This window comes from Bradyrhizobium lablabi, from assembly GCF_018129385.1.
GTDB classification, from domain to species: Bacteria; Pseudomonadota; Alphaproteobacteria; order Rhizobiales; family Xanthobacteraceae; genus Bradyrhizobium; species Bradyrhizobium lablabi_C.
This window is the reverse complement of the sequence record NZ_JAFCLN010000008.1, coordinates 93,143-105,732: the sequence shown is the minus strand read 5'-3', so window position 1 is coordinate 105,732 and position 12,590 is coordinate 93,143. Positions and strand designations below refer to the sequence as shown.

11 protein-coding genes and 1 tRNA gene are annotated in these 12,590 nt (G+C 66.0%); 8 read left to right on the top strand and 4 right to left on the bottom strand.

The window, feature by feature from the left end; translation table 11 throughout:
* The first annotated feature begins 143 nt into the window (after nt 1-143).
* On the top strand, nt 144-1,289 hold the full coding sequence (locus JQ628_RS17440) for a DNA topoisomerase IB (RefSeq protein ID WP_212224040.1): 1,146 nt from the start codon (nt 144-146) through the stop codon (nt 1,287-1,289).
* A 111-nt stretch (nt 1,290-1,400) separates the two neighbouring features.
* Here JQ628_RS17440 and JQ628_RS17435 read toward each other — a convergent pair whose 3' ends face one another.
* Genes JQ628_RS17435 through tsaD form a run of 3 tightly spaced genes read right to left on the bottom strand, consistent with a single transcriptional unit; the run spans nt 1,401 to nt 3,874 of the window.
* A complete protein-coding gene (locus JQ628_RS17435) occupies nt 1,401-1,814 on the bottom strand; it encodes an EVE domain-containing protein (RefSeq protein ID WP_212224039.1) in 414 nt (137 codons plus the stop codon).
* A gap of 2 nt (nt 1,815-1,816) precedes the next feature.
* Nucleotides 1,817-2,797, bottom strand: coding sequence for an NAD(P)H-dependent glycerol-3-phosphate dehydrogenase (locus JQ628_RS17430; protein ID WP_212224037.1), 981 nt, complete (start codon nt 2,795-2,797; stop codon nt 1,817-1,819).
* 3 nt (nt 2,798-2,800) lie between these two features.
* Nucleotides 2,801-3,874: a tRNA (adenosine(37)-N6)-threonylcarbamoyltransferase complex transferase subunit TsaD gene (gene tsaD, locus JQ628_RS17425; protein ID WP_212224230.1), complete on the bottom strand. Its 1,074-nt coding sequence runs from the start codon at nt 3,872-3,874 to the stop codon at nt 2,801-2,803.
* Nucleotides 3,875-4,008: 134 nt separating this feature from the next.
* Here tsaD and JQ628_RS17420 point away from each other — a divergent pair, with 134 nt between their 5' ends.
* The 7 genes from JQ628_RS17420 to JQ628_RS17390 all read left to right on the top strand — a co-directional run bounded on the left by JQ628_RS17420 (nt 4,009) and on the right by JQ628_RS17390 (nt 11,152).
* Nucleotides 4,009-4,743 (top strand): uroporphyrinogen-III synthase, encoded by a 735-nt coding sequence (locus JQ628_RS17420; RefSeq protein ID WP_212224036.1) that lies wholly within the window; start codon nt 4,009-4,011, stop codon nt 4,741-4,743.
* 115 nt (nt 4,744-4,858) lie between these two features.
* The gene (locus JQ628_RS17415) at nt 4,859-6,109 is read left to right on the top strand and encodes a COG4223 family protein (protein ID WP_212224035.1); all 1,251 of its coding nucleotides are present in this window, start codon (nt 4,859-4,861) and stop codon (nt 6,107-6,109) included.
* A 7-nt stretch (nt 6,110-6,116) separates the two neighbouring features.
* A complete protein-coding gene (locus JQ628_RS17410; RefSeq protein ID WP_212224034.1) occupies nt 6,117-7,919 on the top strand; it encodes a heme biosynthesis protein HemY in 1,803 nt (600 codons plus the stop codon).
* 96 nt (nt 7,920-8,015) lie between these two features.
* Nucleotides 8,016-8,091, top strand: a tRNA-Thr gene (locus tag JQ628_RS17405).
* 227 nt (nt 8,092-8,318) lie between these two features.
* Entirely contained in the window at nt 8,319-10,028 is a 1,710-nt protein-coding gene (locus JQ628_RS17400) for a hypothetical protein (RefSeq protein ID WP_212224033.1), read from the top strand.
* A 70-nt stretch (nt 10,029-10,098) separates the two neighbouring features.
* Complete coding sequence (locus tag JQ628_RS17395; RefSeq protein WP_212224032.1) at nt 10,099-10,509, top strand: hypothetical protein; 411 nt, start codon at nt 10,099-10,101, stop codon at nt 10,507-10,509.
* An 82-nt stretch (nt 10,510-10,591) separates the two neighbouring features.
* A complete protein-coding gene (locus JQ628_RS17390; protein WP_212224246.1) occupies nt 10,592-11,152 on the top strand; it encodes a hypothetical protein in 561 nt (186 codons plus the stop codon).
* A gap of 101 nt (nt 11,153-11,253) precedes the next feature.
* On the opposite strand, the gene JQ628_RS17385 is transcribed toward JQ628_RS17390, so the two are convergent.
* Nucleotides 11,254-12,309 (bottom strand): polysaccharide deacetylase family protein, encoded by a 1,056-nt coding sequence (locus JQ628_RS17385; RefSeq protein ID WP_212224031.1) that lies wholly within the window; start codon nt 12,307-12,309, stop codon nt 11,254-11,256.
* Nucleotides 12,310-12,590: the final 281 nt, after the last annotated feature.

Below are 12,590 nucleotides of genomic sequence, written 5' to 3'. Positions count from 1 at the left end.
AATAACCATCATTAACTGATTCGGGACTCGCAATGGCGGCCGTTACCCCCTAAATGGCCACCCCGGGGCCCGAGGCCCCCAAAGGAACCCAAGCCCAATAACGGGCATTAGCGACAAACAGGCGGAGCAAGGCGTCTAGAACAATGACGGATCAGGTGAATTTCGAGGCTACGCGGCCCGTTTCCGCCGATCCTGCCGTTGCACTCGCCGAAATGCTCGGGCAACTGCCGAAGCCGGCTGAAAAACTGAAGCCGGTTGTCGCAAAAACCTCGGTTGAGGACCTCGCTGGAGAACTTGGGCTCAAGCTCGGCGAGCAGAACCAGCTCACCATCCGCCGCATCAAGCGCGGCAAGGGTTATTCATTCATTCGCGCCAATGGCAGCGTGATCCGCCAGGCCGGTACGATCCGCCGGCTGAACCGGATGGCGATGCCGCCGGCCTATCGCGACGTGCGCTATTCGCCCGACCCGGATTCCCATCTCCAGGCCGTCGGCGTCGATGCCGCGGGGCGGCTGCAATACCGCTACCATGCCGATTGGGAAAAGGTGCGCGAGCAGCGCAAGGCCCATCGGCTGGCCAAGCTTGTCGCGGCGCTGCCAAGGATCCGGCGCAACGTTTCGATGCACCTGTCGGGCGATGAGCCGACGCGTGAATTCGCGCTGTCGGCGGTGATCGAGCTGATCGCGCGCACCGCAATCCGTCCCGGCAACGAATCCTACGCCCGCCTCAACGGCACCCGCGGCGCCACCACGCTCTTGAAGTCCAACGTCACCATCGAGGACGATTGTGTCGTGCTGACCTTCAAGGCCAAGGGTGGCAAGGCCGTGCGCAAGGAATGCGACGCCGCAAAACTCGTGCGCGCGATCGGCATCTTGCGCAGCGTTCCGGGCAAGCGGATGTTCCAGTATCGCGACGCCTCCGGCACGGTGCGCGCGGCCTCGACCACGACCGTGAATGCGTTCCTGCGCGAGATCGCTGGCATCAAGATTTCGCTGAAGGATTTCCGCACCCTGATGGCCTCGGCCGTGGTCCTGGAATCGTTGTCGCGGATCACGCCGGCGGCTAGCGAGCGCGGCCGCAAGAAGCAGGTGCTGGAAGCGGTGCGTGCCGCGGCGGATGAGCTGTCGAATACGCCGGCGATCTGCCGCAAGAGCTATGTGCACGACACCATCGTGACCGCGTTCGAGGACGGCATCCTCGAGCGCTTCGCCGCGACGATGAAGGGCTACCGCACGCAAAAGAAGCGCGAGCAGCTTCTGGCGCAGGTCGTGCTGGCCGCGGCGGCTTAGTATCTCCTCATGGTGAGGAGCCGCGAAGCGGCGTCTCGAACCATGTGGCCCCGATCCCGACGCGGCCATCCTTCGAGACGGCGCTGACGCGCCTCCTCAGGATGAGGTCCGTCAAAGCCCGCCCATCTTGCAGACCATCTTCCATTCGTCCGCCGTCACTGGCTGCACCGACAGCCGCGAATATTTCACCAGCGCCATGGCGGCGAGTTTCTTGTCGGCCTTGATCGCGGCCATCGTCACCGGCTGCGGCAGCTTCTTGTCGGCCTTGATGTCGACGCAGACGAATTTGCCGGTCTTGTCGGTCGGATCGGGGTAGGCCTCCTTGATCACTTCGGCGATCCCGACGATCTCCTTGCCTTCGTTGGAATGGTAGAAGAACGCCTTGTCGCCCTTCTTCATGTTCACGAGGTTCTGGCGCGCGGTGAAATTGCGCACGCCGGTCCAGGCTTCGCCCTTCGCCCCCTTGGCGACCTGCATGTCCCATGACCAGACCGAGGGTTCGGATTTCACCAGCCAGTACGCCATTGTCATTCCTCCGCCTTGAACGGCCGCGTCAGCAGGCCCTCGATCGCGGCATCGATCGTGATCCGGCCAGCCAGGATGGCGGCGACCGCCTGTGATACCGGCATATCGACGCCTTGCGAAGCGGCCAGTTCAATCAGCACCGGCGCGGTGAAGGCGCCCTCCGCCAGCTTGCCCTGTTGCGGGGCCTCGCCGCGCCCGAGCGCGATGCCGAGCGCGAAATTGCGCGATTGCGGGCTGGAGCAGGTCAGGATGAGGTCGCCGAGGCCGGAAAGGCCGGACAGCGTCTCGGGCCGCGCGCCGCAGGCACGGCCGAGGCGGGCCAGTTCAGTGAAGCCGCGCGTGGTGAGTGCGGCCAGCGCGGAAGCGCCGAGTTTTCGCCCCGCGACAATGCCGGCCGCAATCGCCAGCACATTCTTCGCCGCGCCGCCGATCTCGACGCCGCGCACATCGGTGGTGTGATAAGGCCGAAACGTTGCCGAGCCCAGCGCCTGCACCAGCGCGCTTGCCAGCACTTCGTCCTTTGCCGCCAGCGTGACCGCGGTCGGCAGGCCCTTTGCGACGTCATCAGCAAAACTCGGCCCGGAGAGAATCGCCGGGATCGCATTCGCCGCGCTCTCGGCGATAATTTCGGTCATGAATTTATGCGTGCCGCGCTCAATGCCCTTGGCGCAGGCGATGACGGGTTTGGGCTGCTTCAGATGCGGCGCCAGCGCAGTGACGGCCTCGCGCAACTGCTGCGCAGGCGTTGCGATCAAAATGACATCGGCGCGCGCGGCCTGCGCCAGATCGCCGGTGATCCCAACGCCAGGCTCGATGCGGATGCCGGGCAGCCGGAGATTTTCCCGCGTCGCCTTCATGCGCGAGGCGCTCCAGGAGCTGCGCGCATACAGCGTGACATGACGTCCCGCGCGCGAGGCGACGCTCGACAGCGCGGTTCCCCACGCGCCCGCGCCGATCACCGCGACGGACTTGAGGGGCGGCATCCGTCAATATCCCGCGCGGGTGTTTGCGAATCCCTTGGGCGCGGTGGCGTTGGCATCGAGCAGCCACCGCGCGCGCGGCGGCGCGTCCATCGCATCGGTCATGCCGAGCGCCATCCGCTCGGCGCCGGCCCAGGCGATCATCGCGCCATTGTCGGTGCAGAGCGCCGGCGGCGGAATGATCAGCGTGGTCTCGGCCTTCTCTGCGACATCCTGCAAGGCGCCGCGGATGGCCTGGTTGGCGGCGACGCCGCCGGCCGCGACCAGTGCGCGGGGCGGGCCGAACTGTTCGCGAAACAGTTTCAGGCCAACGCTCAGCCGGTCCGCGGTCGATTCCAGCACCGCTGCCTGAAAGCCGGCGCAGAGATCGGCGACGTCCTGCTGCTCCAGCGGCGTCAGGCGGCTTGCCTCGTTGCGCACAGCGGTCTTCAGGCCCGACAGCGAGAAGTTTGCGTCAGTGCGTCCGAGCATCGGGCGGGGAAATGCAAATCGCGTGGCGCTGCCGCCGCGCGCGGCGCGCTCGACTTCCGGCCCGCCCGGATAAGGCAGCGACAGCATCTTTGCGACCTTGTCGAAGGCTTCGCCCATCGCGTCGTCGACGGTGGTGCCGAGCCGCACATATTTGCCGACGCCGGCCACCGCGACGATCTGGGTGTGGCCGCCGGAAGCGAGGAACAGGCAATAGGGAAACGCCAGCGCGCAAGTGAGCCGGGGCGTCAGCGCATGCGCCTCCAGATGGTTGACCGCGATCAGCGGCGTATCGTTCACCATCGCGATCGCCTTTGCGGTCGTCAGCCCGACGATGACGCCGCCGATCAGCCCGGGACCCGCGGCCGCGGCGACGGCCGAGAGCTGCGCGTAGCTGACATCAGCTTCCTTCATCGCGCGGTCGACGATGCCGTCGAGCAGATCGACATGGGCGCGCGCGGCGATTTCCGGCACCACGCCGCCGAAGCGGGCGTGCTCGTCGGTCTGCGAGCGCACGATATTGGACAGGATCCGGCCGCTGCCGTCGCTCTGGCGCTCGACCACGGCCGCTGCGGTTTCATCGCAGGTGGTCTCGATCCCCAATACCAGCATTGGCTTGTCGTTATCCAAGGGGGCGTCCTTGTGCTAATCCGCGGCGTCACCGGTTCCCCGTTTCGGTACCATTGCGAGGTCTCAAAGTGCAATCATTCGGTAGGGCTGAATTCTTGCTGGGCGGAGCCTGACCGATGGCTGTTCTCGTCACCCGTCCGCTTCCGGATGCCGAGGCTACGGCGGCCGGCCTGCGCGCACGCGGATTCGAGGTCATGTCGGCGCCCATGCTGCGGTTCGAGCCGCTGCCTTTTCATGCGGATGACACACAATACGGCGCGGTTGTCGTCACCAGCGCCAATGCGTTGCGCGGGATCGGGCCGCAACTCGCTGGCAGTGCGTTGCTGGAATTGCCACTGCTTGCCGTCGGCGACCATACCGCCGACGTCGCACGCCAGGCCGGATTTACGGATGTGAAGTCGGCCAAAGGCGATGCGTCCGCGTTGCGCGATCTCGTGGCCAAGCGTGCCAAATCGGGCAAGCTGAAGAAGAAAAGCCCGCTGCTGTATCTCGCCGGCGCCGATCTTGCGCGCGATCTCGAAGCCGAGCTGGGTGAAAAGGGATTTTCGGTGGTGACGCAGACCACCTACAAGATGGTTCCGGCACGAGACCTGCCGCGCGAAGTTTGCGAGGCCTTCGTGGCCGGCGGGATCGAGGCGGTGCTGCATTATTCCGCCCGCAGCGCCCGGGCCTTTCTGGACGCGGCGCGCGGCGGCGGTGTCGAGATAACGGCGCTGGCGCTGCCGCAATGCTGTATCTCGCCGGCGGTGGCGGCGATCGTCCGCGAGGCCGGTGCCACCCAGGTCGCGGTCGCCGAGAACCCTGACGAAAATGCCCTGTTCGAGGCCCTGATCCGGGCCGTTCGGGCCTGATTCCATGGTCTAAGCGGCCCTTCGGCGGAAAACCGGTGCCGCCTGCGACGGATCATGCTCTAAGACGGCGGGTCGATTCTGGTATGGTGTGGCGTTCGAAATCGAGGAACTTGCGATGGTCGATGACAGGCCCGAGGAAAAAGGACCGCTGGGCGATTCCGGCAGGCCGAAGCGCGAACCGCCGACCATCGATTTGAAGGCCACCGAGGTTTCCGAGACGCCGAAGGAGCCGGCCGAGGAGATCGCCAAGGAGACCGCCGAGCAGACCGTGACGGCGGAAGCCGATCCGCAGCCGGCGCAGGCCGAAAGCGAGGCTTCGCCGGAACCGGCCTCTCCCGAAATCTCCGAGCCGATCGAGAAGCCGGTCTCAAGGCCCGCCTCTCCCTGGCTCGTTGCGCCCATCTCGGGCGCGGTGGCGGCGGCGCTGGTCGTCGCGGTCGGCTGGGCGCTGGGATGGCCGGCGGCGCAGGCACCCCAGCCCGCGCCGCAGCTCAATGCGGCCGCGCTCGACGATCTCACCGGCCGCATCGCCGGCCTTGAAACCAAGCTAGGCAAGCCTGCCGCCGATCCGGCCGCGGCGGCGCGGATCGAAGGCATTGAAAAATCGCTCGCCGGCCTCCGCGGCGAACTCGCCGCCACGCGCGCGCAGGCGGACAAGCTTGCCTCGGCCGTCAACGAGGTGAAAGCCGCGCCGCGCGAGGCGGCCGCTGCGCCGACGGTCGATCTTTCCGAGGTCAACGCGCGGATCGCCACCATCGAGCGCGAGGTCGCGCAGCAGTCCGGCAGGATCGCCGAGGTCAGGGCGGCGGAAGCGAAGGCTGCCGACGCAAAACCGGCGGACGATCTGCCGTTGCGGCGGCTGGTGGCGGCGTCCCTGCTCGATGTGCTGGTCCGCGTCGGCGATCCCTTCGCCGCGGCGCTGGCGACGACGAAATCGCTTGACCCCAATGCCGCTGCGCTGAAGCCGCTCGAAGGCTTTGCAACGACTGGCGTGCCGAATGCGAACGCGCTGTGCCGCGAGCTGGTGACGATCGTGCCGAATCTCAATCCGCCCGCCGCGGACAATGCGGCGACGACCGGTACGGGTATCGTCGACCGCCTACAGGCCGGCGCCTCAAAGCTGGTGCGGATCCAGCGCGCCGACGCGACCGGCGACGATCGCGGCAGCGTGGTGGCGCGCGTCACCGCGGCGGCGCTGCGCAACGATCTTGCAGAAGCGCGGCGTCAACTGAACACGCTGTCGCCGGCCGATCGCGCGCCGGCGCAAGCCTGGCTCGACAAGGCCGATGCCCGCGATGCGGCGCTGGCCGCGTCCCGCAAATTCGCCAGCGACGCGATGGCGGCGCTCGCTCAAGCCAGGCAATAGGGTTTTCATGATCCGCATCATTCTGTTCCTTGGCCTGATCGCGCTGGCGGCCGCAGGCGCGGCGTGGGTGGCCGACCAGACCGGCGACGTCGTGCTGTCCTGGGGCGGCTGGCGTGTCGAGACCACGATCCCGGTGTTCGCGCTCGCGCTCGGCCTCACCGTCGTTGCCGGCGTCATGTTGTGGTCGATGCTGCACGGGTTCTGGAAAATGCCGGCGCAGTTCCGCCGCCGGCGCCACGAGCGCCGGCAGGCCCGCGGCCGGCAGGCGATCACGCAAGGCCTGCTCGCGATCGGCCATGGCGATCCCACCGCCGCCCGCCGTCACGCCGATGACGCGCGCCGCCATGCATCGCATGATCCGCTGGCGCTGTTGCTGTCGGCGCAATCGGCGCAGCTCGACGGCGACCGCGAAGGGGCGCAGCGCGCGTTCCGCGCGATGGCCGAGCGCGAGGATACGAGGCTGCTGGGCTTGCGCGGACTGTTCGTCGAGGCGCAGCGCGCCGATGATCCCTTGTCTGCGGTGATGATCGCGGATGAGGCGCTGAAGCTGTCGCCGTCGTCGACCTGGGCCTCGCATGCCGTGCTCGGCTTCCGCTGCGCGCGCGGCGACTGGGATGGGGCGCTGTCGATCCTCGACCGCAACCAATCGTCCGGCCTGCTCGACAAGGCGACTTATCGCCGCCAGCGCGGCGTGCTGCTGACGGCGCGCGCGCTGGAGCTGGAAAAGGTCGACCGCGACCGCGCGCGCGAGAGCGCGATGGAGGCGGTGAAGCTGGCGCCGACATTGGTGCCGGCCGCGGTGCTCGCCAGCAAGTTCGAGAGCGAGGCGCATCAGGTGCGCCGTTCGATGCGGATCGTCGAGACCGCGTGGCTGGCGCAGCCGCATCCCGATCTGGCGGATGCCTATGCGCATGTCAGGCTCGGTGACTCCGCGCGGCAGCGCCTGGTGCGGGTGGAGACGCTCGCCGCCAAGACGCCCGGCCATATCGAGGGCGCGCTGGCGATCGCGCGCGCCGCGATCGACGCGTCGGAATTTGCGCGCGCGCGCGAAGCGCTGGCGCCGTTCATCGACCGGCCGACCCAGCGCGTTGCGCTGCTGATGGCGGAGATCGAGCGTACCGAGCAAGGCGACTCCGGCCGCGCCCGGGCCTGGACCTTGCGCGCCGTGCGCGCGCTGCACGATCCGGTCTGGACCGCGGACGGTTATGTCAGCGACCGCTGGCGTCCGGTGTCGCCGGTCACCGGCCGGCTCGATGCGTTCCAGTGGCAGACGCCGGTGGCCAGCCTGCCCTCCGACAAGGGCGCCGCAATCGAATCCTCGCCGTTCGAGGAGGCGATGCTCGCCGCCCCGCCGCCGAAGCAGGTCGAGGCACCACCGGCCAAGGATTTGACGGAGCCGCCGCCCGCAGCCCTGCCGGAACCGCCGGCTGCCGCTGTGCCGGAGCCACAGAAGGCGCCAGAGCCGTCACCCGTACCGTTGGCCACACAGGACAATTCCCCGCCGTCCGCGGTTGCTGCGGAGCCGGCTCCGGCACCCGCCGCGGAGCCCGCGCCGGCTCCCGTTGCCGCATCCGCGCCGCCGCAAAAGCCAGAGCCGGTACCGGCCGTGGCCGCGCCCTTGTTCCGTGCCCGCCAGGACATCCCGAAGGCCCCGCCCCAAAGCATCCCGCAGGTGATCCCCATCGTCCGCGCCCCGGACGATCCGGGCGTCGACGAAGAGGCCGCTCCCGACGAGTTTTCCGAGCAAATCGGCACGCCAAAGGCGCAAGTTGGCGGCTGGCGCGGATTCTGGGCGCGCTGGGGGAGCTGAACCCGCGGGCGGCGGCAGCGTTTTCCTTGCCAATTTGGGCGGTGCCAAGTATCAGGTGCACGCGTTCGGCCGCTTCGGCCGCGTGTTCCTTGGTCCGCCGCAATAGCTCAGTCGGTAGAGCACGTCATTCGTAATGACGGGGTCGGGGGTTCGAATCCCTCTTGCGGCACCACTTCCCTTCCGCCGTTCTCCACTGTTCGTTTTGAATGCGCAGCGCACTGAAAGCAGTGCGCTTCAACAGCGTTCTGCCCGCTCCAGAGGTCCGTTGACCTAGATCAACCACGAATCGGACCGCAGCTAAGACAATTGGGCCGCGTCGGGAGCGAAAATACCAAGACTCAGATGACCGGTTCGTCGCGCGGCGCTGCAATGCGCCGCGCTAGCTGTCGTGGAGGTCACATGCCCTCGCCCATTGCCCTGCCCCCGTGCCTGATGAGCTGCTGCAAGGTCCTCTTTCCCAACCTCGATTTCTCCCGCATCACCTTTTATGAAGGCATGCCGGCTGCCGCCGGCAGCCCGAAGGGCTTCACGATGTCGGCCGGCGGGCCTGGCCCCGACATCAATATCTACATCCGCGACTACTTCCCCTGTTCGATAGACACCTTTCTGACGATCGCGCACGAGCTCGTGCACGCCGTTCAGATCCAGGGCATGATCGGCGGCGGTCATATCCCCGGTTCCTGGGCGGCCTACTACATGTCGCACTGGCTGGGCTGCGCCGGGCGCGGCTCCAAGTGCGAAAACGAGCTGGAGAAGGAGGCCTATGACTTCTCCGACGGCGGATGCAGCGGCAACGGGCAAGTCCAGGATTTCGTCAACATGCAGGCCGGCGGCAACGCGCCGTGCAAATGCAAACTGCCTCCGTGGCCGACACCGAACCCCATCGGCACGCAATCCTATGTCGATGTGTTGAAGGCCTCCGGCATTGTGAAAACCGAGAGCAGCGTCGGGCGCACGTGGTGTTCGCTCCTCAATTGGCCCATCACGCTCCTCGCAGGCGTCTTCTCCGTCTTCGGGTTCAGCAACACCGGCGGCGCGTGGGGTTCCGGCATCGGAATCGTCGTGGGCGGGATCATCGGTGGAATCATCGGCGGCTTGATCGGCGGCCCGCTCGGCGCAGTCATCGGCGCCTACCTCGGCGCGTTGTTAGGCGGACTCATCGGCGGGTTCATCGGCTGGCTCATCGACAGCATCTTCTCCGGCCCATCCGCGCGCATTTGGTTCACCGCGTTCGACGGCACGAGTTGGGTCATTCCCGACATTCCAATCTCGCGAGACGGCCACACCCGAACCAGTCACGCGCCGGCTCTCGCCGTGTTCGGCAACCAGCTGATCACCGCCTACAAGGCGAGCAGCGACAACGATCTCTGGTACAACTGGTTTGATGCCAACGGCTGGCAAGTGCAGGACAAGCAGATCACGAAGAATGGCCACACGCTAACTAGTGAGGCGCCGGCGCTCGCGGAGTACAACGGCAAGCTGTACATGGCGTACAAGGGCAGCGGCTCGACCGACATCTGGTACAACGTGTACGACGGCACGAACTGGCTGCCGCAGGATATCAAGATCACCCAGGGCGGGCACACCAAGACTAACAAAGGTCCCGCGCTTGCTGTGTACAACGGCAGACTGTACATGGCGTACAAGAGCGGCACCAGCAACGAGCTCTGGTACAACTATTTCGACGGCAATGCGTGGCTGCCGCAGGACATCAAGATCACGCAAGGCGGCCACACATACAGCAGCGAGGGGCCGGCCCTGGCCGTGTACAACGGCAAGCTGTACATGGCGTATAAGGGCGGCGGCTCCACCGACATCTGGTACAACGTGTTCGATGGCAGCGCGTGGCTGCCGCTGGACATCAAGATCACGCAAGGCGGCCACACGAAGACCAGCGCGACACCGGCGCTCGCCGTGTGCAACAACCTGCTGTACATGGCTTACAGAGGCGGTGGCAGCAGCGACATCTGGTACAACTATTTCGACGGCAATGCCTGGCTGCCGCAGGACATCAAGATAACCACGGATGGGAAAGTTAAGACGGCTCGAGGCCCGGCGTTGGCCGTGGCGCCGCCTTACCTCGTCATGGTGTATCGCGACGACAGTTGAACCACTGAAGCCAGATCTCGGGGAACCCGCAGCACCATCTTTCAGTTGTCCTTCTTTGGAGAAGACTTCGATGATCCGCGCGTTGCCGCTGGTTGCAGTGCTCGTCGTGCTATCGCCCGCGACATCGTGGGCGCAGCTCACGCCGCCGGCCGGCTCGGCCGGCGCCGGCAATTCCTCGATCTCGGGCATCCCGCCCGGGCCGGCCAACAATCCGACGCTGTATGATCCGAGCGGCATCGGCAATGCGAGCCGGATGCCGGCCTTGCCGTCGCAGGCGGCGATCCCGAAACCGCCTCCTTCGCCCGGATTCGGCAACACGGTGTTGACGCCGCGAACGGGCGCGCGCACCCCGCGGGTGCGTGCGCTGCGTCAGGCCGAGATACGCGAGGAGCGTCCGGCTCGGAGCCATCGCGCTCGCGGCAAGGCCAGCCCGCGCGAAAGGAAGATCGACGGCAAGTTCAGCATTTGCCGGGGCTGCTGAAGTCGGCGAAAGCTTCCGTGATCCAGGTCACAGTGAACTTTCCACCTGTGTGCGATGTCTCACAAATTATTGGGAGATCCACATGCGCAAATTCATTTTGCTCGCAGCAATAGTTGCTGCCTCCGCGACGTCGGCGTTGGCCGGCGATTCGCGCAGCCTGTCGCTGGCGGGCGTTGACGAGAAAATCCCGGCCGCGCTCGGCAAGGCTGCGGAAACGCCAAAGATCGTCGAAGCGCCGAAGCCGCCGGATCCGCCGCGGCCGCCGGAAACTCCCAAGGCTGCGGAGACGGCAAAGCCCACCGAGGAGCCGAAGGCCGATCCTGCGCCGCAATTCGTCACGCGACCGGCGCTTGGAAAGAAAGCCGAGCCGAGCCGGGCAAATTCGAACAGGGACGGCCAGGTCACTTTCGAGGACAAGAAGCCTGCGGCCAAGGAGCCCGTTGCCGTCAAAGAGCCAGCGGCCACCAAGGACAGCGCGGCTGTCGAGACACAGGACAAGCCTGCGGCCGAGAACAAGCCGGAGCAGAAGACCGCGAAAGCCGACAAGCCGCGGCGCAAGCGCTCGCAGCACTGGAATGAAGCGCGGATCATGCGCGAACTCTACCGCTATGGCGTGATGGCCGGCGGTTGGGGCGGCTGGTAAGGCGCGGCGATACCCGTCATTGCGAGGAGCAAAGCGACGAAGCAATCCAGGGTCACGCCCGCGACTCTGGATTGCTTCGCTTCGCTCGCAATGAGCGAAGACTAATCCGTCACCGTCTGCACGACACTGCTGACCGGGCGGCTCGAGATCACCGGCAGCTTGTCGTTCTTCACCATCATCGCGTCATATTCGGGCAGCGTGTCGAACGGCGTCTTCGCCTTCATCAGCACGACCTTGTAGCCGCCTGCCTTCAGGCGGCGCAGCAGTGCGGGCAGCGCCTCGGCCGTGTGCTTCTGGAAATCGTGCATCAGGATGATGCCCTTGCCGAGCTTGTCGACCTTGGTCATCACGGTGTTGATGATCTGATCGGGACCGCTCGAACGGAAGTCGAAGGAGTCGAGATCAGTCGAGAACATCGCGACGTTGCGGCTGCCGAGATAGGCCATGCCGCCCGGATTGTGCTGCAACTGGGGAAAACGGAAGAACGGCGCGGGCGCGGTGCCGATTGCCATCTTCACCGCGGAAAAGCCCTTCTCCAGCTCGTCTTTGACCTGCTGCTCGTTCAGCTTCTTGCTGTTGAGGTTGACGTGCGACCAGGTGTGGGTGCCCACGGTGTGGCCAGCGGCGGCAACGGCTTTCAGAATCTCCGGATGATAGGTCGCATGCTTGCCGACCGCGAAGAACACCGCCTTGGTGCATTCCTCCGCAAGCGCCTTCAGCACGGCCGGCGTGTTGACCGGCCACGGGCCGTCATCGAAGGTCAGCACGACTTCCTTGTCCTGCAAAAAGTCGAGCTGCTTGAAATGCTCGAAGCCGAAGCCGGGTCCGCCCGTGGTGTCGACCGTGACGGTGCGAGACACGCCGAGCGCATCGGGATTGGCGCAGGTGGAAACAGGCTTTTGCGCAACGACCGGCGGGGGCGGCGGAGCAGCCGGCGCGGGCGCAGCAGCCGGCTTGATGCTGAGCGCGGCCGTCGTCTGCACGTCATCTTTTGCGGCCTTCGCAGCGGCGGCGGGCGGCAATGGCTCGGCCTTGCGGGCGGCGACGGTTTGCGGGGGAGCCGCGTCAGCGCGCGGCGAAGAGGTCCAGAACCAAACTCCGGCGATCACGACCGCCGCAACAACACTGGCCACCATCAGGCCGAACGCATTACGCATCGTTACAATTCCTACTCACACAGTAACGGCGCATTAGTACGAACGAGGTCTTAACGCCCCACCAACAGGGCGTCCTCTCGGGCAAAGAAAATTTGCCGCACCCCTCCGGCCTTCGGAGGAAATTTGGAAATAGTACAGCTTTCTCAATGGTCTGAACTGAACTCGGCCGCACAGGATCGCTGTGTGATGTTTGTGTGATGTCTCTCACAGCCGTCCGGAACCCATTGGCGCATGGTGGCACCAACAGACAACGAGCCCGCCGGGCTCGCTTCAACAGGAGC